General features: G+C 63.4%; 25 protein-coding genes. 11 read left to right on the forward strand and 14 right to left on the reverse strand.

Annotated elements, in window-relative coordinates; translation table 11 throughout:
* Window positions 1-74 precede the first annotated feature (74 nt).
* The 3 genes from QRN11_RS18245 (at window position 75) to QRN11_RS18255 (ending at window position 3,419) form a co-directional block, all read left to right on the forward strand.
* On the forward strand, window positions 75-1,499 hold the full coding sequence (locus QRN11_RS18245) for a glycoside hydrolase family 32 protein (protein WP_285313919.1): 1,425 nt from the start codon (window positions 75-77) through the stop codon (window positions 1,497-1,499).
* Between the two features lie 234 nt (window positions 1,500-1,733).
* Window positions 1,734-3,167 (forward strand): flotillin family protein, encoded by a 1,434-nt coding sequence (locus QRN11_RS18250; RefSeq protein ID WP_285313920.1) that lies wholly within the window; start codon window positions 1,734-1,736, stop codon window positions 3,165-3,167.
* Window positions 3,168-3,176: 9 nt separating this feature from the next.
* The gene (locus tag QRN11_RS18255; RefSeq protein ID WP_285313921.1) at window positions 3,177-3,419 is read left to right on the forward strand and encodes an NfeD C-terminal domain-containing protein; all 243 of its coding nucleotides are present in this window, start codon (window positions 3,177-3,179) and stop codon (window positions 3,417-3,419) included.
* A gap of 161 nt (window positions 3,420-3,580) precedes the next feature.
* On the opposite strand, the gene QRN11_RS18260 is transcribed toward QRN11_RS18255, so the two are convergent.
* The 9 genes from QRN11_RS18260 to QRN11_RS18300 all read right to left on the reverse strand — a co-directional run bounded on the left by QRN11_RS18260 (window position 3,581) and on the right by QRN11_RS18300 (window position 11,117).
* A complete protein-coding gene (locus QRN11_RS18260; protein ID WP_285313922.1) occupies window positions 3,581-4,036 on the reverse strand; it encodes an SRPBCC domain-containing protein in 456 nt (151 codons plus the stop codon).
* Between the two features lie 83 nt (window positions 4,037-4,119).
* Window positions 4,120-4,458, reverse strand: coding sequence for a YciI family protein (locus tag QRN11_RS18265; protein WP_285313923.1), 339 nt, complete (start codon window positions 4,456-4,458; stop codon window positions 4,120-4,122).
* Between the two features lie 29 nt (window positions 4,459-4,487).
* A complete protein-coding gene (locus QRN11_RS18270; RefSeq protein ID WP_285313924.1) occupies window positions 4,488-5,468 on the reverse strand; it encodes a TIGR03086 family metal-binding protein in 981 nt (326 codons plus the stop codon).
* A 25-nt stretch (window positions 5,469-5,493) separates the two neighbouring features.
* Window positions 5,494-5,850: an ArsR/SmtB family transcription factor gene (locus QRN11_RS18275; protein ID WP_350224006.1), complete on the reverse strand. Its 357-nt coding sequence runs from the start codon at window positions 5,848-5,850 to the stop codon at window positions 5,494-5,496.
* A gap of 76 nt (window positions 5,851-5,926) precedes the next feature.
* On the reverse strand, window positions 5,927-6,487 hold the full coding sequence (locus QRN11_RS18280) for a cysteine hydrolase family protein (protein WP_285313925.1): 561 nt from the start codon (window positions 6,485-6,487) through the stop codon (window positions 5,927-5,929).
* Window positions 6,487-7,995, reverse strand: coding sequence for an NAD-dependent succinate-semialdehyde dehydrogenase (locus QRN11_RS18285; protein WP_285313926.1), 1,509 nt, complete (start codon window positions 7,993-7,995; stop codon window positions 6,487-6,489). Before QRN11_RS18285 ends, QRN11_RS18280 begins: the two co-directional genes overlap by 1 nt.
* 24 nt (window positions 7,996-8,019) lie before the next feature.
* Window positions 8,020-8,550 (reverse strand): NUDIX domain-containing protein, encoded by a 531-nt coding sequence (locus tag QRN11_RS18290; RefSeq protein WP_285313927.1) that lies wholly within the window; start codon window positions 8,548-8,550, stop codon window positions 8,020-8,022.
* Window positions 8,551-8,647: 97 nt separating this feature from the next.
* Window positions 8,648-10,078, reverse strand: coding sequence for a purine-cytosine permease family protein (locus tag QRN11_RS18295; RefSeq protein WP_142060921.1), 1,431 nt, complete (start codon window positions 10,076-10,078; stop codon window positions 8,648-8,650).
* 100 nt (window positions 10,079-10,178) lie between these two features.
* Window positions 10,179-11,117, reverse strand: a complete 939-nt coding sequence (locus tag QRN11_RS18300; protein ID WP_285313928.1) for a flavin reductase — start codon at window positions 11,115-11,117, stop codon at window positions 10,179-10,181.
* 161 nt (window positions 11,118-11,278) lie between these two features.
* On the opposite strand from QRN11_RS18300, the gene QRN11_RS18305 reads away from it, so the two are divergent.
* The 7 genes from QRN11_RS18305 to QRN11_RS18335 are packed head-to-tail and all read left to right on the forward strand — an operon-like array spanning window position 11,279 to window position 16,713.
* Window positions 11,279-11,938 (forward strand): GntR family transcriptional regulator, encoded by a 660-nt coding sequence (locus QRN11_RS18305; RefSeq protein WP_255470841.1) that lies wholly within the window; start codon window positions 11,279-11,281, stop codon window positions 11,936-11,938.
* Window positions 11,939-11,992: 54 nt separating this feature from the next.
* Window positions 11,993-12,601 carry an amino acid synthesis family protein gene (locus QRN11_RS18310; RefSeq protein ID WP_142060927.1) on the forward strand — a complete coding sequence of 203 codons (609 nt, stop codon included), beginning with the start codon at window positions 11,993-11,995 and terminating at the stop codon, window positions 12,599-12,601.
* A complete protein-coding gene (locus QRN11_RS18315) occupies window positions 12,598-13,152 on the forward strand; it encodes an amino acid synthesis family protein (RefSeq protein WP_142060929.1) in 555 nt (184 codons plus the stop codon). Before QRN11_RS18310 ends, QRN11_RS18315 begins: the two co-directional genes overlap by 4 nt.
* A 13-nt stretch (window positions 13,153-13,165) precedes the next feature.
* Window positions 13,166-13,906 (forward strand): alpha/beta fold hydrolase, encoded by a 741-nt coding sequence (locus QRN11_RS18320; RefSeq protein ID WP_285313929.1) that lies wholly within the window; start codon window positions 13,166-13,168, stop codon window positions 13,904-13,906.
* Window positions 13,896-15,383, forward strand: coding sequence for an aldehyde dehydrogenase (locus QRN11_RS18325; RefSeq protein WP_285313930.1), 1,488 nt, complete (start codon window positions 13,896-13,898; stop codon window positions 15,381-15,383). The genes QRN11_RS18320 and QRN11_RS18325 overlap by 11 nt, the downstream gene beginning before the upstream one ends.
* A 5-nt stretch (window positions 15,384-15,388) precedes the next feature.
* Window positions 15,389-15,646 carry a tautomerase family protein gene (locus QRN11_RS18330; protein ID WP_142060934.1) on the forward strand — a complete coding sequence of 86 codons (258 nt, stop codon included), beginning with the start codon at window positions 15,389-15,391 and terminating at the stop codon, window positions 15,644-15,646.
* Window positions 15,646-16,713: an LLM class flavin-dependent oxidoreductase gene (locus QRN11_RS18335; RefSeq protein WP_285313931.1), complete on the forward strand. Its 1,068-nt coding sequence runs from the start codon at window positions 15,646-15,648 to the stop codon at window positions 16,711-16,713. The genes QRN11_RS18330 and QRN11_RS18335 overlap by 1 nt, the downstream gene beginning before the upstream one ends.
* Window positions 16,714-16,840: 127 nt before the next feature.
* Here the strand turns inward: QRN11_RS18335 and QRN11_RS18340 are convergent, their stop codons facing one another.
* The 5 genes from QRN11_RS18340 to QRN11_RS18360 all read right to left on the reverse strand — a co-directional run bounded on the left by QRN11_RS18340 (window position 16,841) and on the right by QRN11_RS18360 (window position 22,746).
* Window positions 16,841-18,268: an MFS transporter gene (locus tag QRN11_RS18340; protein WP_285313932.1), complete on the reverse strand. Its 1,428-nt coding sequence runs from the start codon at window positions 18,266-18,268 to the stop codon at window positions 16,841-16,843.
* A gap of 97 nt (window positions 18,269-18,365) precedes the next feature.
* Window positions 18,366-19,751, reverse strand: coding sequence for an MFS transporter (locus QRN11_RS18345; RefSeq protein WP_285313933.1), 1,386 nt, complete (start codon window positions 19,749-19,751; stop codon window positions 18,366-18,368).
* A gap of 92 nt (window positions 19,752-19,843) precedes the next feature.
* Window positions 19,844-21,082 (reverse strand): NAD(P)/FAD-dependent oxidoreductase, encoded by a 1,239-nt coding sequence (locus tag QRN11_RS18350; RefSeq protein WP_285313934.1) that lies wholly within the window; start codon window positions 21,080-21,082, stop codon window positions 19,844-19,846.
* 15 nt (window positions 21,083-21,097) lie between these two features.
* Complete coding sequence (locus tag QRN11_RS18355) at window positions 21,098-21,421, reverse strand: 2Fe-2S iron-sulfur cluster-binding protein (protein WP_285313935.1); 324 nt, start codon at window positions 21,419-21,421, stop codon at window positions 21,098-21,100.
* A gap of 29 nt (window positions 21,422-21,450) precedes the next feature.
* On the reverse strand, window positions 21,451-22,746 hold the full coding sequence (locus QRN11_RS18360; RefSeq protein ID WP_285313936.1) for a cytochrome P450: 1,296 nt from the start codon (window positions 22,744-22,746) through the stop codon (window positions 21,451-21,453).
* A 141-nt stretch (window positions 22,747-22,887) separates the two neighbouring features.
* On the opposite strand from QRN11_RS18360, the gene QRN11_RS18365 reads away from it, so the two are divergent.
* Window positions 22,888-23,853: a LysR family transcriptional regulator gene (locus QRN11_RS18365; protein WP_142060948.1), complete on the forward strand. Its 966-nt coding sequence runs from the start codon at window positions 22,888-22,890 to the stop codon at window positions 23,851-23,853.
* Window position 23,854 lies beyond the last annotated feature (1 nt).

Here is a 23,854-nt window from a genome sequence, read left to right on the forward strand (position 1 = left end):
GACCCGCCGCGGCCGTACCAACCAGCTCACCTGACTCCGGATCAAAAGGCTCAATGTCAAAAGGATCACGCCGGATGCGCCCCACCTATCACTTCAGCGTCCCCGACAACTGGAAGAACGACCCCCAGCGCCCCATCTACCTGGACGGTGAATATCACTACTACTACCTGTACAACGCTGACTACCTGCAGGGCGGCGGAGGCACGTCATGGCGCCGCACGACGACCACCGACCACGTGGTGTTCACTGACCGCGGCGTAGCCATCCCTAAGTTCAGCGACGGCAACGGTGACTGCTGGTCAGGATCCCTTGTGGTCGACGAGCAGAACACTGCCGGATATGGCGAGGGCGCGGTGATCGCCCTCGTGACGCAGGCCCCCGAAGGGCGCCAGGCCCAGTACCTCTGGTACTCGACCGACCGCGGACGCTCGTTCCAGGCCGGCGGTTCAGCCCCGGTACTCCCGAACCCCGGAGTGCAGGACTTCCGCGATCCCAAGGTGATCTGGGACGCTGACCGCCAGCAATGGTTCATGGTGAACGCCGAGGGGCAAAAGCTTGGCTTCTACACCTCCGCCGACCTGCGGTCCTGGCGTCGGGTCGGCGAGTTCTTGCGTACTGATCTGGGGGTGCTGGAATGCCCCGATATCTTCCGCATGACGGCTGATGACGGCAGCTCGCACTGGATCCTCGGCACGAGCGCCAACGGCAAAGGCCGCGGCCTGCCCGCAACGTACGCGTACTGGACAGGTGCTTTCGATGGGGCATCGTTCACGCCCGATCGGTCCGAGCCCGAGTGGCTCGACTACGGCTTCGACTTTTATGGGGCAGTCACCTATCCACATCACGATGCGTCGGGTGCGGAAGATGAGACCCTCCGCCGGGCTATCGGCTGGGCGAACTTCTGGGACTACCCCCACAACACGCCGACGCTTGAGACGGATGCCTACAACGGCGATGACATGATCGTGCGCGACCTCCGCCTCAAACAGGCGGACGGTGGATACCACCTTGTCTCCGCCCCCACGTCCGCGCTTGAAAATTACGTAAAGCGCACCCACCTTCTGGGCGACGTAGTTGTCAGCGGCACCCGCGACCTCGACGTCCGCGCAGCCGCCTACGACCTGACCTGCGAGCTCACGTGGGACCCTGCTTCCGCGCCAGCCAACCTGGGTTTGGAGCTGTGCCGCGCAGAGGGCGGCGGCAGGCACGTCGCCGCCGGCGCCTTCCTGCGGGGCCCCTTCGCCTACCTCAACAGGCGGCCAACGATCAATCCCACCGGCGGCGAAACGCAGACCCCGATCGACCCTTCGGCAGGACGGCTCACCCTCCGCATCCTCGTGGACCTCACGAGCGTGGAAATGTTTGTCGGAGACGGGCGGGTGGTGCAGTCACACCGGGTATTCCCGCTGGAGGGCGACAGCGGAATCCGTCTTTACTGCCACGAAGGAGCCGCGACTTTCCGGAACCTGACCATTTGCGAAATCAAGGCAACGCATTAGTCCAAGCACCAACGGTCCGGGAGGGTGCCTGCAATTGCCAAATGTACGTGCCGCTTCAGTTGCCGCAGGCAAATATCACGTCTGCTCTGGACTCTTTGGCCGGGCGCAACCAGACTGTCTACAACAGCTGGCCCGGCGGGCCGGAGTTAGGGCATTTTGACCTCCAACGTTGGACGGCTGGGTTATTCGACGCTTTACGCGAATGCCTGTTCCATTCCTTGAAAGGATCTGGTCATGCCGGACTTCTCAGCGTTCTTTCCGCTTCTCGCCACGATTCTGGGGGTGCTGTTCGCCATCGCCGTCATTTGGGTGGCGACAAAGCTGATGTGGAAGGTGGCTGAGCCCAACGAAGCCCTGATCATTTCCGGGCTGACCCGCGGAACCCTTGAAACCAGAGCGGGGATGGATTTCAAGATTGTCACGGGCAAGGGTGCCCTGGTGCTTCCGGGCCTTCAGACGGTGCGGGCCCTGTCCCTCACGCTTAATGAAACTGAGCTGAAGGTCTCCTGTGTTACCTCCCAAGGCATCCAGGTGATCGTGGAGGGCGTGGTCATTTACAAGATTGGCGACGCACCGCCGTTTATCGCCAATGCGGCCCGGCGGTTCCTAGGCCAGCAGGCCAAGATGGAAAGCCAAGTGTACAACGTGTTTGAGGGCCACCTGCGCTCCATCATTGGCAGCATGACGATGGAGGAAATAATTCGGGAACGGGACAAGCTCGGTTCCCAGGTCCGGAGCGCCAGCGGTGTGGAGATGGAAAAACTTGGGCTTGTGGTGGATTCGCTGCAGATCAAGGACCTGCAGGATCCCACGGGATATATCGAGAACATCGCGAAACCGCATATTGCCCAGGTGAAGATGGAGGCACGCATTGCCGAGGCCACCCGTAACCGTGAGGCGGCAGAGAAGGAAGCGGAAGCGGCGGCCCTGATCGCGGACGCGCAAAGCGTTTCGGCCATCAGGCAGTCGGTAGCGCAGGCGAACGCGGAGCGCGCCAAGGCTAATGCTGCCCAGGCCGGCCCCCTGGCCGATGCCACCGCGAGGCAGCAGGTGGTTGTCCAGGAAACTGAAGTGGCCAAGCTTGAGGCGGACCGGGAAGAGCAGAAGCTCCAGACGATTGTCAGGAAACCGGCGGATGCAAAAGCCTATGCCACGCGAACCGAAGCGGAGGGCAAGAAGGCGGCGGACATCAGCGCTGCGGAGGCACTGGCACGCCGCACCGAGCTTGAAGCGCAGGCCAACGCCCGCCGGACGGAACTCCTGGCCCAGGCAAACGCCACCGCAGCGGCTGCCACTGCCGGAGCCACCAAGGTCACCGGCGAAGCGGAAGCCGCGGCAACCAAGGCCAAAGGTGATGCTGCGGCTTCTGCTATCAAAGCAAAGGCGCTGGCCGAGGCAGACGGCATCAAGGCGCGGGCTGAGGCCTTGGGGACCAACCAGGACGCCGTGATTTCGCAGCAGCTCGCCGAGAACATGCCGGCCATCATCGCCGCAGCCGCCGAGCCGTTCTCCCACGTGGGCCAGATGACCGTCCTGAACGGCGGCGACGGCGTCAACAAAATGCTCGGCGGGATCCTCGCACAGGCGGGCGACTACCTTCCCGCCCTGGCCTCCGCCCTCAAGAACGGCAAGGACCCCAAGCGGACGCCGCCGGCTCCGGGCGCCTAGGGACACTGGGTGCACCGCGAGGTTGACCGGAGCCTGACCGGGAAGGTCGGGCGGGTAACCGGACGCATCGGGCCCGGCACCATCGGCGAAGTCATGCTGCCGTACCTCGGCGGAACCATTGCTTTCCACGCCCACCCATTCGACAAGACCAGCGTCTTCGCCGTGGGTGATGAGGTGCTGGTGATCTATTTCGAGCCGCCGCAGACGGTGTACGTGGACGAACTGCCTGACGTGCTGAGGCATGGGGAATGAACGCTGCGGGGCTCGAACCGCACGCCTTCTCACTGCGGGAGGGCACGCGGTAAATCGCCGTCAGCGCCTGCAGCCAAGGGCCTACAGGCGCAGCCTGGTGGGGTGGCGCTGGCCGCCTGACACTCCACCGGATTGTGCTTCCCTCCCGTAGCTGAATGCGCCTAACTGGCGGTTTCGGCTGCCGCTTTCAGGTCAACGGCAAACTGCTCGAAGCTGGCTTCGAAAGACGGGATCTTGCTCGCGAAGAGCGGGAAGACCGGGCCGCCGATGCGTTCGTTCATCTCGAAGAGGGTCTGGCCGCCGTTGGTTTCAGCGAGCGTGTAGACGCGGGTACCGAGCGCGTCGCCCCACGCGAGGCGGCGCGAAGGCTCGAACTCTTTGACCTTCAGTTTGAAGGTGCGGCCCGGATCAAGAGTGGAGACCAGCCGGATCGTGGAGCCCGGCTTGATCTCGCCATCCAGCGATACCACTGTGGAATTCCATCGCGGGTAGTCCGCGGCGGTGGTCAGCACATGCCAGACGGAGGCAGGACTGGCATTGATGGTGGTGGCCACCTGGGTGGTACGGCTGAAGGTCTTGCTGAGGGTGGTGGCGGTTCCATCGGGACTGGGTGTCATCGTCTTCGGCCTTCTCAGTGTTGTACAGGGTATCCGCCGCTGATGGACGGCGGACACCCTGGTTGTATCGATTACGTCAGCTGCTACATTCCCGGGATTTGCTGGGCCTCGTGGACTTCGATTTCACAGCCTCCGGGCATGTTGAGGTGCGGGTGGACTTTGGCCAGCTGCACGGCGGCTTCCAGGTTGTCCGCCTCGATGATGCTGTAGCCGGCCACTTCACGCTGGCTTGGCGCCGTGGAGCCGTCAGCCGCCACGCGGACTCCATTGGCGAGCGGCGTGCCAAAGTCCACCAGGCCATTGCCCACCTTGCCCGCCCAGGCGTTCCACTCCCCCATCACTGCTGCCATGTCCTCAGGCGCCGGAGGTGCTGCTTGGGCCGGGGTCATTGGTGCGTGATAAACAAAAACATACTTGGACATGATGGTCCTTCTTTTCTTGATTGTTGGGTTCAGAGGGTGACATTGCGGCCGGTGAACGCCAGCAGCCGCTCGAGGCTGCTGGCCGTCTCGGCGGTCGGCTGCGCCGGCGCGAAACTACCGCTCGAACGCACCTGTTCGGAAATGGTCTGCTGCGCCAGTTCCGTCACGAAATCGCTGACGACGTCGGACACGGCCACGTGCTGTCCGGTCGCCGTGGCGAAGTCCCAGGCATGAACCAAAAGCTCCAGGTTCAGGATCCCGGCAACCATCGTTGCGGGGAGTTCCGCAAATCCCATATCCACATTTCCCTCGACGCCACGGCGCGTGAAGGCCTCCACGGTGGGCTGCGCGAGTTCGGCGATGCGGGTTTCGGGGGCGGCCTCCTTGACGTCCGCCGGGTCCGCGCCGAGCGCGCGGCCAATGTTCTGCAAGGATCCAGCGAGGTGGTCCAGCAACTGGGCGACGTTGAAGTCCTCACAGGGAGTGGCCTTGTCCGAGTCGGCTGGGGTGACGTTGCGCAGCACGCCCAGGAGGATGGCCAACGCTGCATCGGCAGAGCTCAGGTAGTCGATGGGGTCCGGCGCCCAGGCCCAGTCGTCGGGCCCCGCCCCGCCGTCGGACGTGGTTTCAGCCACGAGGCGGTCCAGGTAGTGGTTCCATCCCATGGCATGCGATGCGGCCTGCTCCTCGGTGAGTCCCTCGTGCACCAGCCGCAGGGAGGTTCCATTGGCCTCAGGTTCCAGGGTGATGGTCACCGTGGACGCCCCCGGCGGAAGATCGCCGCCGCCTTCCCAGCCCCAGGTGAAGACGACGCGCTTGCCCGGCTCAATCTCCTTGAACGTTCCGGCAGCGTTGTGTCCAGGGGTGACTGTCCAGCGGAAATCACCGGCGATCCGGAGATCCACCCTGGCGGCAACCGTCTGCCAGCGCCTCAGCCGCTCCGGCTCCGTCACCAGCGCGAACGCTTCATCGGCCGTTACCGGCAGGTGGATGGTTTTGTCGAAACTCATGTGCGTCCTCGCCTAAGAATAATTGTTAGTGATCGGGCTGTTCGTGTTGGGCATTACCCCGCCGGTCAGCGAGGGCTGCGGCGTCGGAGGACAGCAGGTCCAGTTCATCGGTCCAGAACTGGGCGACAAGTGATCGGAGGCGGCCCATCCCCTGGGGGTTGAGCCTGTAGTACCTGTTCCTCCCTTCCCTGCGCGCCGTTACCAGGCCTGCCTTCTCCAGCAAAAGCAGGTGCTGGGAGATGGCGGAGCGGCTGACGTCGAAATGTGCAGCCAAGTCGCTCACCGCCTGCTCCTTGCCGGCCAGGAGATGCAGCAGCCGACGCCGATTGGGCTCAGCTGCAATCTCCAAGGCGTCCAACACAATTAATACGTTAGTGGTCACTAACGTATTAAGCAAGAATGGACCTTGCGAGGAGCACGTTGACGAGGGACCGCCGTGAGTGCCCGGCAGGCGCGGGCTAAAGCAGGGTTTCGCTTTTGACGACGTTGATCATCGGTGACAGCAGCTGCATGAGGGTGAGCGCCTGCTCATGTGCGACGTCGCTCTGGCCTGCGCAGGCGTCCGCGACAACCGTTACGTAGCGGCCCGCGTCCGCGGCACCAAGGGCGGTAGCCAGGACGCAGCAGTCGGTTGCCACGCCTGTAAGGATGAGTTCCTCACCGACCGGGATTCGTTGAGCCATTGCTTCGCCCCACTTGGTGAACGTTGGCAGGTCAATAGAACTGCGGGCGTCAACACCAGGCAGTACGAGATCCCAGATAGGATCCGCAGGATCCCGGCGCATGCTGGGCCAGCGGTTGTAATAGGAGGACCACGAACCCAATTCCGCCGGGTCCGGGACGAACCGTGTGGTTATTGGTTGAAATCCTGCGCCTGCAAGGCGTGCGATAGTTCGCGCCGCCTCGTCATACCGCGGGATGTGCCAGTCGCCTGGTTGACGGAAGGCCTGCTGCATATCGATGACAACCAGCTGGCCCTTTACTCCGCTGGTTGCGGCTTCAGGCTTGGGGCTGTTCATTATTTTCTGCCTTCCTGGGCGGCGTAGGGGTCGGCGATGCCGATGTACTGGGTGGTGGTGTATTCGGCGATGCCTTCTGATCCGCCTTCGCGTCCCAGGCCGGATTGTTTGACTCCGCCGAAGGGTGCGGCGGCGTTTGAGATGACGCCGGCGTTGAAGCCGACCATGCCGAACTCGATCTGTTCGGCCACCCGAAGCAGCTTGTTGAAGTCGCGGCTGTAGAGGTAGGACGCGAGCCCGTATTCGGAGGCGTTGGCCAGCCGGATGGCGTGCTCCTCTGTAGCGAAGGTGGTGACCGGCGCGACGGGTCCGAAGATTTCCTGGCCCAGGATCGCGGCGTCGTTGGGGACGCCGCTGAGGATGGTCGGCTGGTAGAAGTAGCCCGGCCCATCCACGGGCGCGCCCCCGGTAATGGCGGTCGCCCCCGCGTCGACGGCGGCAGTCACGAGGGCGTGCACGTCGGCCCGTGCGCCGGCGTCGATGAGCGGGCCGACCTGGGCTGCCGGGTCAGTGCCCCGCCCTGTGACCAGCGCGCGCATCGCGGCGGCAAACTTCCGCGTAAATTCCTGGGCCACGGATTCGTGGACGAGGAACCGGTTGGCAGCGGTGCAGGCTTCGCCCATGTTCCGCATTTTGGCGGCCATGGCCCCTTCGACGGCGGCGTCGAGGTCTGCGTCTTCGAACACGATGAAGGGGGCATTGCCGCCGAGTTCCATGGAGGTCCGGAGCACGTTCTGGGCGGCGTCCGCAATCAGCCGCTTGCCGACCGGGGTGGAGCCGGTGAACGAGACCTTCCGCAGCCGGGAATCCTTGAGCAGCGGCCCGGAGATCCCGGAGGCGGACGAGGAGGCGACGACGTTCAGGACCCCGGCGGGCAGGCCGGCGTCAAGCATGGTCTGCGCGAAGTACTGGGCGGTGAGCGGGGTGAGTTTCGCGGGTTTGAGGACCATGGTGCAGCCGGCCGCGACGGCCGGTGCGACCTTGCGGGTGGCCATCGCCAGCGGGAAGTTCCACGGCGTGATGAGCAGGCACGGGCCGACCGGTTTGTGCTGGACCAGGATCTTGTTCTTGCCCTCAGGCGTCGTGAGGTAGCGGCCGTAGTCGCGGACGGCTTCCTCGGAGAACCAGCGCAGGAACTCGGCCCCGTAGGTGACTTCGCCGTGGGCTTCGGCCAGGGGCTTGCCCATTTCCAGGGTCATCAGCAGGGCGAAGTCCTCGGCACGTTCGGTGACCAGGTCAAAAGCCCGGCGCAGGATCTCGGCCCGCACCCGGGGCGCTGTCCGCGCCCAGGACGTCTGCACGGCGTCGGCGGCGTCGAGGGCGGCGACAGCATCGTCGTTGGTGGCGGAGGCGAGGGTGGCGAGCACCTCCCCGGTGGCGGGATCATGCACGTCAAACGTGCCGCCGTCGGACGCCTCCCGCCACTGCCCGCCAATCAATAGGCCGGTAGGAACGGAGGCGAGCAGGCTTGCTTCTTGGTCAATCGTCAAAGTCGCGTGTGCGGCCATAGCCGACTCCTTACTATGTGTAGCTCAATTGGGGGTTGGTGGACCTGTCGCCGGCAGAACCCCGCGGGTTCGGACCACGGGAGCGGGGTTCTTTGCAGTGGGCAGCGTGCTGTCGAGGACGATGTCCAGCCAAGGAACCCGGTTTGAGAAGCGGCTGATCTTGGCGGGAGCGGCCCAGCGGTAGGCGTCGTGCTCGTCATTGATTGTCAATCGACGCCACTTGCTGACGGCAGTGTAGGTATGGACCTGCCACGGGATGCCCGCGGGGTCAGGAATGAGAAGCTGTTCTCCGGCCTGGAAACCGGCGAGATCTTGAAGGGTCAGGCCTGCTTCTTCCTTGAGTTCAGTCAAGGCCTGCTCCTGTGGGGCTACGCCGGGCTCGAGGTATCCGGTGATGCAGTGCCAGAGGCCTCGCTCGTGTCCAACAGACTGGCTGCGTTTGAAGAGGGCAATCCGTCCGCGCCATTCAATGACCACGGCCACCACCGCCCGGGGCGGGCAGGCAGCGATGAAGTCCTCTGCCGTGCCCGTTCCTTGCAGTGTTGCGGTACTCATCTGGCGCTCCTGGCAGTTCCCCGGCAATCGGTCGTGGTCGTGCAGAGGTTGGGGAGGATCCTGGCGGGACCCTCCCCAATCTCTGCCTCATTGGTCGTTACAGGGTTTGTGCAGCGGGGCTGCTGTCCAGCATTTCCAGTCCTGAGAGGCGCTTGCGGCGGTGGGTTGCGAAGTAGACTCCGGCTGCGACGGCAGCGCCAATGTAGTAGGAGAGGTCGCCCATCTCCGGGAAGGCGGCAGCAATCGGGCCCGTGTAGATCGAGGACATCCAGAACGGGGAGGAAAGGACGACGCCGGCCGCCCAGGCCACGAAGCCCCATTCGAACTTACGGCTCTTATCGAAAAGTTCCCGCAGTCCCCGTTCGGTGCGCCGGCCTCCGAACAGGTAGTCACAGACCAGGACCGCAACATAGGGCGCGATGCAGTAGGCCGTCAGGTTGAGGAATGCGGTGAAGCCTTCGTTGAACCCGGTCTGGCCCCACTGCGCCACGAGGTATGACGCGATGCAAATGAAGACGACTGCGGTGTGGCGCTTGACGGGAACGCCCATGGTCTGGATAGAAATGGCACCGCCGTAGACATTCAGGAAGTTCTGGGTGAAGGAGGACAGTGCGACGACACCGAGGCCGACGGCGGCCCAGGGACCCATGAGTTCCTTCAGCGCGCCGATGCTGTCGGACGCCGTGGTGGTTGTTCCCAGGAGGGTCCCGAGGATACCCATCCAGACAAGGGTGACGAAGTTGCCGAGCATGGTGGCCCAGCCGGCCCCGCGCCTGTTCCCGGCCGTGTTGGGAAGGTAACGGGAGTAGTCGGAGGCGAAGGGCATCCAAGCGACGATGAAGGAGAAGAACCAGCCGAAGAAGATGATCCAGCCGCCCACGCCGTCAAAGCCCTTCGCAGCGGTATTAAAGTCAGTTTCGACGCGTCCGTTGGCTGCTGCCACGATCGTGATGAAGACGAAGCCGATCACCAGGACAAAGGACAGGATCCGCTGCAGGAAGTGGATCAGGTTGTAGCCGATAACGGCCACGCCAAGCTGGATTGCCATGAGGATCAGCGATGAGAGCCAGAAGGGGATGTCGGTGAGAAGGGCGATGGCCTTGCCGCCGAGGATGACAGTCACGGCCGCCCAGCCGATTCCGGCGAACACATTCACGTAGGCCACCGGGAAGAGGTTGCCGATGAACCCAAGCGGTCCGCGGCCCTGCATCTGCTGGGGAACGCCTAGGCGGACTCCCATCGCTGACAAGTAGCCCATTCCTGCCGAGGAGGTCACGCCGGCAAGGATGATGGCCAGGGCCGCGGCCCAGAAGGGCAGGCCGAAGTAGGTGGCGCTGAAGCCCAGGACGACGATGGGAAAGTTCATTCCGGCTGCAAACCAGAGGAAGAACTGGGACCGGGGTTTACCGTGCCGTTCGACGTCGGGGATGTGCTCGATGCCGTAGGGCTCGATTTTGGTGAGGCTGTCGCGGTACCCGCGGTCTTCGGCGACGCTGCTTTCAGCAGCGCGCATGGTATCTGGGCTCATTTTTGTCCTAATGTTGGAGGCGCACCTCGGTGCGCTGCTTACGAGCAGTTCGGTCGGCGCGGTTCGTTTCCTGTCCGGGATTGTTGGCCGCGCCGGCCGTCTAAAGTTCGGCGAGTTCGGCGCCGTGGAAGAAGTGTCCGGCCTTGTAGACCATCGGCGCAGTATCGCCGATTTCCGCATGGCGGACCCTGCAGATGAAGACCGTATGGGTCTTGGCTTGGAAACGTTCCTGGATTTCAGCTTCAAGGGAAGCGGCAGAACCGTCCAACAGCGGGCTTCCTTTGGGCCCTTCGTGCCAGCTGAGCTCGGCAAACTTGTCCGCGGCCTTCGAGGCGAAAGTCTTCACCGTTCCGAGCTGCTCCGTGCCCAGGATGTTGATGCCCAAGTGGCTTGAGGAGAAGAGCGCCGGGTAGGTGCTGGATGTCTTCTGGACGCAGACCAGCACCAGCGGTGGTTCCAGGGACACCGAGCAGTAGGAGTTGGCGGCCAGCCCCTTCGGGGTATCCCCTTCCTTTGTGGTGACAACGGTAACTCCGGTGATGAACTGGCGGTTGAAAGCCTTCATCAGGTCCGGATCCAACTCGGGAAGCTCACCTCCATCCGGGACCACAGGGGAAGCGATGCCACGGAGCGGCCGGATTCCGAGGCTGGCGAGCAGCTCGCTGCCGTCCCAGGTCACGGTTTCCTTCAGGATTTTGCCGTCCTGAAGGACCAGGATATTCGAGCCCCGGGTCTGGACGGTGAGTCCGGTGGCCGGGACGCCGAGGTATTCATGGATGTGGGTGCCGGTGGAGGTCCAGAAAACGGCGACGGTGCCGTCCCCCTCGACGACGTCGTCGACCGTAGTGCACAAATCGGGAAAAGCCTCCCGAACGGCCGCGATCTCTGACTTGAGCCCGGCGAGGTCGACAGTTGCACCTGTCGCCTTGCTGGTGCGCGTATATCCGGGAGCTACCAGGCCGTCCAGGGCGTCAAGGTCTCCCTTGTCCCAAGCGGCGAGCCAAGCGGACGTGATAAATGGTTCGAGCGTCTGTTGCATACCAATGACGGTAAGGCAGGTCACATTGCCAGGTCAAGAGGCCGGCGAAAAATAGCGAAATTGCGGTAAGAATCGCGCATTTATAGAAATTGCCTCGCACCTGTTGACGGGACTGATGCATGCAACATACGCTTTGATGTATGCAAGAGAGACTCGAAGTAGTGAGTGAAGCCGCTGAACGGGACGGACTTCTAGATCGGATCCGCCGGCTTGTCCTGGGAGGCGACTTTCCTCCTGGCGCAGTTGTTCCTGAGGCTTTCCTGGCCCAGGAGTTTGAGGTAAGCCGGACCCCAATCCGGGAAGCCCTCAAGCAGCTTCAGCACGAAGGGCTGGTTGAGATCCGGCCGAAGGTGGGCACCTTCGTGCGGGAGCCAACCCGCCGGGAGATCATCGAGCTCTTCCAGCTCAAGGAGTCGCTGGAAGGACTCGCGGCCTCCCTGCTTGCCCGGCGCGGTGAAGTCCAGGAACTCTCGATCCTGCGGCGGAACCTTGAGGAGTCCGAGATGACCTCCCTCACCCATGACACTGACGCCTATGCCCGGCTGGTGCACGAGTTCCATTGGACGATCGTTCGCGGCTCCGACAACCGGAAGCTCGTTGAGCACTACGAGCGGCTTATGAACCAGCTGGCGTATCAGCGGCTTGTCCTGCGCACGGTTGAACACCCCGGCAGGCTCGAAGCCTCCACCCGCGAGCACCGCGCCGTCCTGGAGATGATCGAGCATAAAGACCCCTTCGGGGCCGAATCCGCTATGAGGAACCACGTTCACGCCTCATCGAGAGAAGCCCTGACCGACCCGGCTCCGGATGGCCGGCACTGAACCACCACGACGAAAGGAAGCCGTGTGCTTCTCCATGACCGAAAAGATTCGACGATGAACGACCAAAGACTCGGCATCCGCAAGATTGTGTACTACAGCGAGGAGATCCTGCTCGAAAACGGTCTCTCCCCCGCCGTTCCGGCAGTACGCGCAACGGCAGCTGCCGTGGTCACCAACCCCTGGCTTGGCGGCAGTGCGACCGATGACCTGGGGGAGGAAGTAGTTCAGCTCGCTCCTGTGCTCGCACGTAGACTCACTGACCTCCTGGCGGCCAACCTCGGCGGCGTGGAGTCCATCGAGGCCTTCGGCAAGGCCGCGCTCGTCGGCACCGACGGCGAAATTGAGCACGGTGCTGCCCTCATCCACACACCGTTCTTTGGCAATCTCGTCCGTGAATACTTCGAAGGCGAATCCATCATCTGCTTCGCCGACGACCGTGGCGACGCCGGCACTTCGCTCGTCGTGCCGCTCTGGCACAAGAACGCCGCCGCCACCCGCACCCACTACCAAACCATCAGCACACGCATCGGTGACGCTCCCCGCCCGGGTGAGATCGTCGTCGTCCTCGGCGCCTCGACCGGGCCCAGGCCGCACTCGCGCATCGGGGACCGCCGCACCGATCCCGTAGTCAAAGCAGACACCCTAGGAGAACTGGTTTCATGAGCATCCGTAAGATCGTCACCCTGACCGAAGACGTCCTGATCGAAGGAGGCCGCGAAGTCAGCCCGGCCGCAAGAGTCGCGGTCGTCGCAGCCATCGTCAAAAACCCCTGGGCTGGACAAGGCTTCGTCGAGGACCTTTCAGCGGGAATCGACGGGAACGCCTCCGATATCGGCGCCCTGCTCGCCCCCCGCGTGCTCGAAGCGCTCGGCTCCCCCGCCGAAGCGTATGGGAAGGCTGCCATCGTGGGCCTGAATGGCGAGATTGAGCATGGTTCCGGGCTCATCCACACGCTGGCCTTCGGAAACCATTTCCGTGACGCTGCCAATGCCACCACCCTCTTGCCGGCAGTGGAAAAGCGTGGCCCTGCCGGTGTCGTGTTCGACATTCCGCTCAAGCACATCACTGATGCAACCATTCGGTCCCACCACCAGAGCATCGAGGTCCGGATTAACGACGCGCCGCATGCCGATGAAATCGTGATCGCCCTCGCTGCGGCAGCCCAGGGACGACCCCAGCAGCGCCTCGCCGCCTTCAGCACCGAAGCGAATTAAGGGAGACTGCCTCGTGGGCCGCGAACGGATCGCACTCATACATGGAGTCGGCCTCGACGGGTCGATGTGGGGGCCGCTCCGCGATTTCCTCGAACCGGAATTCGACATCCAGATCATCGAACTCCTCGGCCACGGACGCCGGCAACAGCTCGCCCCGGAGGGGGTCACCCTGGCAGAGCTCGCCGCGGATGTCGCGGAACTCCTGGAGCCCGGCACCCACGTCGTGGGATTCTCCCTGGGCGCCCTCGTCGCGCAGCACCTCGCCCGCTTCCGGCCAGATCTGGTGGCATCCCTGGTTTCGGTCGGATCAGTTTGTGACCGGACAGTGCAGGAGCGCGCTGCGGTTACAGCCCGGTTGGAGTCAGCTGCCTCCGACTTCCCCGGGACCGTGGAGGCGTCCATCCTCAGGTGGTACCCCGCCGGGTCCCCGGTCCCAGCCGGCATGGTCGAGGCCACCAGGGAAGTCCTGTTGCGCAATGACCCCGGTTCCTTCCTGGCCTGTTACCGCGTATTCGCCACAGCAGACGCGGAAATCGCGCCGGAGCTTCAGCGGATCACCGTTCCAGCCCATGCTGTCACCGGTGAGCTGGACCACGGATCGACGCCGGAGATGAGCGCCCGGCTGGCCGCCGCAATACCGGGCTCCACGTACTCCGTCATCAGCGGGGCCCGGCACATGATGCCCGTGGAACGTCCCCAAGAGCTCGCCAACGAACTGACAGCCTTCATTAAGGAGCATTCGCATGTCCACTGAACGCCGCTACGAGCACTTCATTAACGGCGAATGGGTCGCGCCATCGAATGGGGATTATTTCGACAGCACCAACCCAGCAACCCTCGAGGTGCTGTACCGGGCCGCACGCGGCAACGAAGCCGACGTCTCCAAAGCAGTTTCAGCCGCATCTGCAGCCTTCGAAAACCCTGCCTGGCGGGACCTCAGCCAGACCAGGCGCGGTCACCTGCTCCGACGCCTCGGTGACCTGGTGGGCGAGCACGCCGACGAACTCGCCCGCATGGAATCACTGGACAACGGCAAGCTCCTGCGTGAAATGCGCGCCCAGCTCGCCGCAATGCCGGAGTACTACTACTACTACGCAGGACTCGCCGATAAGATCCAGGGCGACACCATCCCAGGCTCAAGCCGGGCCATGCTGAATTACACCCTGCGCGAACCACTCGGCGTCGTCGGTGCCATCACCCCGTGGAACTCACCGCTGACACTGACCACGAGCAAGCTCGCCCCGGCCCTTGCTACGGGCAACACCATCGTCATCAAACCCTCTGAATACACTTCAGCCACCGTCCTGCGCCTTGCCGCGCTGGCCGATCAAGCAGGCTTCCCGCCCGGCGTGATCAACGTCGTCACTGGATTCGGTGCAGAAGCCGGCGCCGCGCTGGTGGAGGACCGCCGCCTGGCAAAGATCTCGTTCACCGGCAGCACCGCCACCGGCGCCCGCATCGCTGCCTCGACCGCTTCCCGGTTCATCGGCTCCACACTGGAACTCGGCGGCAAGTCCCCCAACATCGTTTTCGGTGACGCTGACGTTGCCAACGCCTCCATGGGCGTGGTGGCGGGCATCTTCGCCGCAGCCGGCCAGACCTGTATCGCCGGAAGCCGCGTGTTCGCCCACAAGGCCGTCTACGACGAGCTGCTCGAGCGCGTAGCCAACCGTGCCCGCAGCATCGTCATCGGAGATCCACTCCTTGACGCCACGGAACTGGGCCCGTTGGCCTTCCAGGACCAGCGCGACAAGGTGGCCAGCTACGTTGATCTTGGCGTCTCCGAAGGAGCCACCGTCCTGACCGGCGGCGGCCGCCCGAACATTGGCCTGGGCGGCTACTTCTTCGAGCCCACCGTCCTCACCGACGTTGACAACTCCATGCGCGTGGTCCGGGAGGAAATATTCGGGCCAGTCGCCGCGATCATGCCGTTCGAAACAGAAGAGGAAGTCCTCCGCCTGGCGAACGACACCACCTACGGACTCGCAGCCGGCGTCTGGACCACCAACCTGGCCCGCGCGCACCGGATGGCCAGCCGCCTGGAGGCGGGAACGGTCTGGGTTAATACCTACCGCACCATGTCCCCCCAATCACCGCGCGAAGGCTTCAAGACCAGCGGCGTCGGCGTCGAGCACGGCATGGAAAGCATCCGTGAATACACCCGGGTTAAAAGCATCTGGATCAATACCGATGAATCCCCCATTGCCGACCCCTTCATAATGAGGAGCTGACCGCCTTGCCCCTGATCGAAGTCTCCATTGCCCGGGGCCGAACGCCCGCCCAGCTCCGCTCGCTCATCGATGGGCTTCACCGCGCCGCCGAAACCTCCGTGGGCGCAGCGCCCGAAAACACCACTGTCATCATCCGCGAAATCGAGCACGAACACTGGTCCCGCGCCAACCAGACCATCGCCGAACGCACTGCAGCAGCCCAGGAAGCTGCACCGAACACCGATTCGCCGGCGCAGACCGCCGCAGAACCAAGGAGCCACTAATGCGCTTTTCCCTCTTCGTCCACATGGAGCGCTGGGACGAGTCCGTCTCGCACCGGGAATGCTTCGAAAACCTGACAGAGCTGACGCTTCTCGCGGAAGCCGGAGGATTCAGCACCGTCTGGATCGGTGAGCACCACTCGATGGAATACACCATCTCCCCCAGCCCCATGCCCCAGCTCGCCTACCTTGCAGCGCGTACCTCCCGCATCCGGCTCGGCGCAGGAACCATCATCGCCCCCTTCTGGAACCCGCTCCGCGTGGCCGGCGAGACCGCACTGCTGGACGTCATCAGCAACGGAAGAATGGAAGTAGGGCTGGCCCGCGGCGCCTACCAGTTCGAGTTCGACCGCCTCATGGGAGGCATGTCCGCAGTCGACGGCGGCAAGCACCTGCGCGAGATGGTGCCCGCTGTGCGCGCGCTCTGGCAAGGCGACTACGCCCACGACGGCGAGGTCTGGCAGTTCCCGACCTCCACCAGCGTCCCGAAGCCGATTCAAAAGCCGACGCCGCCCATGTGGATCGCCGCGCGCGACATTTCCTCGCACGAGTTTGCTGTCGCCAACGGCTGCAACGTCATGGTGACACCCCTCATGAAGGGCGACGAGGAAGTCGAAGACCTCGCGCGTAAATTCGATACCGCCGTCGAAAACAACCCCGGTGTCCCCCGCCCGGACCTCATGGTGCTCCGACACACGCATGTGCACTCCGCCGACGATCCCGAAGGCTGGCGGCGCCCGGCCGAGGGCATCAACAAGTTCTACCGGACCTTCGACGCCTGGTTCGGAAATAAGAGCACACCCCAGAACGGCTTCCTCGAACCCAGCCCTGAAGCGAAGTTCGCGGACCGCCCGGAGTTCACGCCTGAGTCCCTGCACCAGACAGCGATGATCGGGACGCCCGATGAGGTCATCGAGCGGCTCCGCCACTACGAGGCACTGGGCGTCACCGAATTCAGCATCTGGTCAGACAACAGCCTCACCCACGAGGAGAAGAAACGCTCCCTCGAACTCTTCATCGAGCACGTCGTACCTGCCTTCCAGGAACAACCCGCCGCCGCTGCACGCTGACAGCAGCTGCCGGCTGAACGGGCACCCGCTCCCATGCCTTGCCGGACGGGTCCGAGGCTGAGTCCCCGCCTGATCACATCGGGCGGGGATACCGCCATCGTTGAAGCACTTTTCGTTCAGCGGGCGGTCACCTTGCAACGATAGGAGGGGCAAGGACAGGGCCTGCCTCTTCCTCGGGAGTCCCGGCTCGGGATCCGGTTCGCTTCGCTTCGGCTCTTAGTCCCGCAAGGGCTCCGAGGAGGATTGCCAGGGGCACGAGGATCGCCAGGAAGATGGCGGAGAGACCCAGGCCAGCGCCAATCAGGGTGCCCCCGGCCGCTCCCCCGGCCGCCGAACCAAGCCGGGCGCCAAGTTCTGTCATACCGACACCGGTGCCGCGGACCGCCGTCGGATAAGCAGCCGCGGCGAGGATGTTTCGTGTCGGGCCGAAACCTGTCGGCAGGATGAAACCGGCAATCGTGAAGAGTGGCAGCAAGCTGGAGAACCCCGGGCTCGGAATGAAAGCGATGACGAGGGTCATCACGACAGACATTGCGAGGACAATGCTGATTGTCATGTAGCGGGAGACCTTCATCAGAATGACCCCGAGGAGCAGCCCGCCAAGAACGCTGGAGAATCCGTACGCGCCTACGATTGTGCTGCTCTGCACAGTATTCAGGCCAGGGAAGGGCTGCTGGAGGAGCGTCGGAAGGTACTGTGCGATCAGCAGTTGTGTACCAAGCGAGAAGAACCCGAACACCCAGAGGAGCACCGTCGTCCGGGCGAAGCGTTTGGTCAGAATGACCCTGATGGAATCCTTGTTCTCCTCCTTCGCCGGTGGTGTCAGATCTACATTGGCCAGGTCAGCCTTCGGAACAAGGCGGGCCAGTCCTTGCCTGGCCCTCTCTGTTGCCCCGCGCACAGCGTAGAAAGCAGGGGGCTCGGGCACAACCAAAGCCAGCACAATGATGATGGCGACCGGGGCCAGGCCGCCTGTAACTAGAAGCGACCGCCACCCGCCAGTGGGTATGAGCGTCCCGGCCAGTGCCGCACCAACCGTGGTCCCCAGTCCGACACCTGCGTATGCAGCGGCAACCATTGCCCCGCGCCGCTTTGCGGGAACGAGATCAGCAAGGAGGGTGACACCGGTAGGCATCACTGCGCCGATACCGAGGCATGCGATAAGCCGCCACACCGCGAAGCCGGTGAAATCCTGGGATGTTGCCCCAAGTGTCGTCGCGATGGAGAAGAGCCCGGCGGCGCTTGTCAAAACTGTCTTTCGTCCAGCCAGATCCGCAAAGCGGCCGGCGATCATCGCGCCGGCTCCCATGGTAATGAAGCCGGCGGTTACAACGAGGGTGATTCCGCCGCCGACGGAGACACCCCACTCCTTGACGAGCGACGGGAAAGTGTGGCTGATCAGCGTCACTTCCATCCCGTCTGCCAGGAGGATGAGGGTGATGAGGGCGAAGTAGAGCCAGTGGCGCCAGGTAAGGCCGGCAGAGTCTGTAAAAGACGACAGACTCTGCTTTGCTGTGGGTGATGCAGTCATAATCCAATGAACCTCTCTGTTCAACGGTCCCGCTCGTCGTTAGGCGACGGCGGTTCGTCCCGGGGTTTGCGGACGTCGTCTGCAGCCGTTTCATGACTGGACGTCCCCACGTGGGATGCGGTTAGTTAGCGCGGACAGGCTCTGCCGACACGGCCAGGCTGCGCCGGTCAGTAACGAGTGCGCCGACTTCCTGTTCGGCCTGGTTGCGAATGGAAAGGTCGATTCCTGACCGGTCCCGCACCAGGGAGACGGCGACGAGGGAGATGACCGTCATCGCTGCCAGATATAGGGAAACGGCGTCTGTTCCGCCTGTGGCCTGGACGAGGGCTGTGGCAATGGTCGGGGCAAAGGCGCCGCCCAGGATCGCCCCCAAGGCGTAAGAGATGGACACGCCGGAAAAGCGGACTGAGGCTGGGAACATTTCTGCGTAAAGGGCTGCCTGTGGGCCGTAGGCCAGTCCCAGGCCAACAGTGAACATCGTCATTGCCAGGTAAAGCATCGGCAGGGATCCTGTATTGATCATCCAGAAAAGCGGAAAGCAGGACAGCAGCTGGGCGCCGAAGCCTATGAGGTAGGTGCGCTTTCGGCCAATCCTGTCTGAGAGGAAACCGGCGAGGTAGGTGAAGACGAGCCAGACTGCAGAACCGTAAGCGACGGCGATGAGCACGTCTGTGCGTCCGTGACCGACGGCCGGGCCGGTGGCATAGCTGGGGATGAACCCGCCGGTTGCCATGTAGCCTGCGGCGTTGTTGCCGGCGAAGATTAAAGCGGCGACGATCACGAGCAACCCATGACGTCGAAACAGGTCGACGATCGGTACCCGGGGTTGCTTTTTGGCTGCTGCAATCTCCTGAAAGATGGGGGATTCGTCCACCGCGCGGCGTACGAAGTAGCCGACGACGATGAGGACGATGCTCAGCAGGAAGGGCACGCGCCATCCCCATTCGAGGAAAGCCGCTCCCGGGGAGATGGCACCTGTCATGAGCGCCGTGACGCCGGTGGCCAGCAGCAGCCCCAGCGGAACGCCCAGCTGAGGGAAGGCTCCTGCCCGCCCGCGGCGGTCGCTCGGGGCGTGCTCAACCGCCATCAGGACCGCCCCTCCCCATTCACCGCCGGCGGAGATGCCCTGCACGATCCGCAGGAGCAGGAGCATGACCGGGGCGATAACACCGGCGGTCGCATATGTGGGCAGGAAGCCAATCAAGGTGGTTGCCGCCCCCATGAGGATCAAGGTCATCACGAGCATGGCGCGGCGCCCGATCCTGTCTCCATAGTGGCCGGCCAGGAAGGCGCCGAGGGGCCGGAAGAGAAAACTGATGCCGACGGAGGCGAAGGACAACAGCAGGCCGATGGACGCGCCGGCCGGTTCGAAGAACAGCTGGGCGAACACCAGGCCGGCGGCGGTGGCGTAGATGAAGAAGTCGTACCACTCAACAGTGGTACCGATGACGGTGGCGAAGGCGACGCGACGTTGGTTCGCCGTTGAGCTGTGGGTGGACGTGCTCATTTCTCTCCAATTGGGTGTGAGCGTGTAACTCCCTGGGGAAGCCCTGGGGATGGAACATGCCGCAGATTCTTGAGGTGGGGACGGATGAACGGTCAGGCGGAGACGGGCATGACAGGCCTGCTGGCGGCAGCCTTGAGGGTGAACCCCTCGCTTTCCGCTTGGGCACGGGTGATGGTGGACTCCGCGGAAAGTAGTTTGCGGGCTGCCATATGGTCCGCGGCGCTGTTTACCGATTCCACGGCCGCGAGGATGCCGTCCCTGAAACAGAGGACGGAGAACTTTGCTGTCCCCTGGTCGCCGAGGACCAGGATGTCGTCATCGGGTCGTGGAATTCCTGCCATCTGAAGTTTGTATGGGCCCTGCGTGGACCAGAACCACGGAAGGGCCGTGTAGGGGCGTTCAGCTCCCAGGATGGTACGGGCTGCATGACGGGCCTGGTCGGTTGCGTTTTGGACGGATTCCAGCCGCAAGCGGCCCTGGGCGTGGGCGCTGGGGAAACTGGCGCAGTCCCCAATCGCCAAAACAGCAGGGTCCGATGTGCGAAGCGTTTCGTCGACGACGATTCCGTTGCTGGTTTCGATGCCGCTGTCTGCAGCCAGAGTGTCGTTGGGCTGGACGCCGATGCCGACGAGGACGAGATCCGCCGGGTAGGAAGCTCCTGTGGTGGAGATTGCCGCTCCGACGCGGCCACCAGCGCCAGGCTCGAAGCGGTCGATGCCCTCGCCCAGGCGCAGGTTGACGCCTTGCGAGCGGTGGGCGGCAGCGAACCATTCGCTCATGGCCGGAGTCAGTGCCCGTCCCATCGGGCGTGGCGCGAATTCCAGGACGGTAACGTTGCATCCGTGTGCCAGTGCTGCTGCGGCAAATTCCAGCCCGATGAACCCGGCGCCGATGATCACGATGTTGCGGGCCGTGCGCAGTGCCGCGTGCAGCGCCTCTGCATCGGTCAGGGTTTTCAGTCCCTGGATGCCGGGCAGGGAAGCGCCCGTGCAGTTCAGCATCCTGTTTCTCGCGCCGGTCGCGAAGACGAGGTGGTCATAGTGGAGTGAACCTTCGGTGGTCTGCACCTTGCGTTCGGCCCGGTCGATACCCGTTGCCTTGACGCCGGCGTGGAGCGTGACGTTCTTGTCAGGGAAGAACGATGCGCCTCTAAGCGGCAAGGGAGCCGCCTCCTTGCCCGGGGCGAGGTAGTCCTTCGACAGCGGCGGCCGTTGATAGGGCAGCCCTGGTTCCTCGGCGATCACGTCGATTGTTCCGTCATATCCTTCGGTCCGCAGCGTGTCGGCGACCTGCAGCCCTGCCTGTCCCCCGCCAATGATGACAACGTTCATGTCGCGTCCCCGCTTCTAAAGTTGGCCGGCAGGGATGTCGACGACAATCTCCGGCAGGTCAGCAACGATTTCGATCTGGCAGGCCAGCCGGGAGCTGTCCATACGCTCTGCGGTGGTGCAGTCAAGCATTTCGTCTTCGTCGTCGCTGATGCCGGGCAGTGCCTGTGCATATTCCGGCCGGACGTAGACGTGGCATGTGGCGCACATGGCCTGGCCTCCGCATTCGCCAATGATGCCGTCAATGCCGTTGCTGACGGCGGCGCGCATCAGGGTAGTGCCTGCCTCGACCTGGAGGACTTGCTGAGTGCCGTTGGGCTGGGTGTAGGTGATGGTGGGCATCGTTGCTCCTTTAGTACTTCGGATTGCTTTTAGTTCCAGGTGACGGGCAGGCTGGTCAGGCCGCGGAAGACCCAGCCGTCCCAGCTCTCATTCCGTCGTTCGTCCACGCGCAGTCCGGGGAAGCGCTTGTAGGCCATGGGCACGGCGATCTGGCCAATGGAGGCCTTCGCTGCCCAGTGTCCGGCGCACAGGTGGACGCCGCTGCCGAAGGCGAGGTGGGGGCGCTTGGGCCGGTGGATATCGAATTCTGCCGCTGTTGCGCCGAAGTGGGCGTCGTCGCGGTTGGCGGATGCCACCACAACGCCGATCCCGGCGCCCGCGGGGAGACGGACGCCGTCGAGGATAGTTTCCCGTGTGGTTTCGCGTGGGTACATGCCGATGGGTGATTGCCACCGGACCGCCTCGTCAAACACGGATGCCCACAACGATGGGTCGGCGAGGACCTGCTCGCGCTGTTCGTGGTGGTTGCTCAGGGCCCAGACAATGTTGGTAACCATGTGCTGGGGTTCGTTCATCCCACCGGAGATGGTCAGTTTGACGTTGGCCGCAATGTTGGAAGTGGGCAGCCCACTGTTGGCGAACGCGGACAACATCGAGGCGTCCGGGTTTTTCCGGTAGAAGGGGATCAGTTCCTCCAGCACGCGGTCAGCCTCCGCGGTGGCGGCGTCGCATCGGTCCCAGATGGACTGGTCGTCCAGGACATTTCCCATGCCTGCGATGAAGGCGTGGGACCAGCGGCGCACCTGCTCGACGGACACGTCCTTCAGCCCCAGCAGGTCAATCAGGTTCTGCGATGCCACGGGGGCTGCATAATCCCGGTTGAGGTCCGCTTCCTCTGGTCCAATCTCGGCAACTTTCTGGAGGTAGGTTTCGGCGTTGCGCTCAAAGACCGGTCCCCAGATTTCCTTGATCGATTTGGGACGAAGAACGGGATTCACCGGTGCCCGGTCGAGCGAGTGCTCCGGATCGTCCTTGCGCAACATCGGCCGGGCGCCGATAGCCCTGGTCATGGTTGCACCGGAAACGTTGGCGCTGAAAATCTCCTGGTCTTGTTCAACCGTGTGGCAGCCCGCATAAGTGGTGACAAGGAACTTATTGAGCTGGGGAACCCAGGCGACCGGGGACTCTGCCCGAAGGCGGGCGTAGGACGGATAGGGATTGGTTGCAAGGGCGGTCACGTCTACCCAGTCAGCCACAGGGGCGCCTGCGGCATCCGTTGATACGGGAGTGGGAATCTCGCCACCATTGGATTCCACCGAGGCCGACGTGGGACCTGTGATCTCTGCATTCCCGTGGAACGGGCACTGCCCGGTTTTTGTGGTCATGTGTTGCTCCTACTGGCACGTCATTGCGTACCCCGGCACTGCTGGTACGTCTTGGTTGTAATCAGTGTCACGGGAAAGCATTCCCCAGTAAACTGCGGATATCAGAAGAACTAATTCGATTCCTTAGGAAAAGAGGCGGCGGTGCCGAAATTCACTTTTCGACAGCTCGAACTTTTTGCGGCACTGCCCGAACACAGCACCTTGGGGTCAGCCGCACAGCAGCTGCACATCTCCGAATCGGCGCTTTCCCATGCCATTAGTGAACTGGAGGCAGCACTCGGGGAACAGCTGTGCATCCGCAGGAAAGCCAAGGGAATGCACCTGACACCGACGGGGCGCCACTTCGCCCGCCGCGCCGGGGAACTGCTGCGGGAAGCCAGCCTGCTGGCAGACGGGTTGGGAGAGATCCGCGGCGAATTGAAGGGGCCGGTGGCGTTGGGCTGCTACACAGGCCTGGCAAGCAATGTCCTCCCCGCCGTGCTTGAGGGCATGGCGAAGCTGCACCCAAAAATCGATATCAGCATCACCGTAGGAGATCACTCCGAGCTGCTGCCTGCCCTCGAAGACGGAAGCCTGGACACCGCCGTCGTCTATGACATCGGCCTGTCCGAGGATGTGGAGCGCACATTGATCTACGAGACCGAAGTTATGGCCGTCCTGGCCGCCGACGATCCTCTTGCCCGCGAGGAGGACATTGAACTGGCAGATTTGGCCGGCAAGCCGCTGATCATGCTCAACACGGCACCCAGCACGGAATACACGCAGTTGATGTTCTCCCAGCGCGGACTCAAACCACACCTTGGCGCGGTCGTCCCGCAAATCGACCTCGTCCGGGCAATGGTCGGGCGCGGACTCGGCTATAGCCTGCTGATGTCCCGGCCCAACCAGATCCCGGTTTCGAGCGAAGGCAAAGGGCTTGTCACCAGGCACCTCCGCCCCCGGGCAGGCCAAACCTCCGTGGTCGCCGTATGGCCCAAGGAAACAATCCTCACTAACCGGGCCAAGGCGGTTGTGCAATACGCCGTCGAGGTCCTGGATGCAGCCAACCCGGAAGGAACCGGTGATCGGCATTCGCGTGCTGGCGAACCTCAGCCAAAGGAGGCATAAA

The organism is Pseudarthrobacter sp. fls2-241-R2A-168, from assembly GCF_030209335.1.
Classification (GTDB): Bacteria; Actinomycetota; Actinomycetes; order Actinomycetales; family Micrococcaceae; genus Arthrobacter.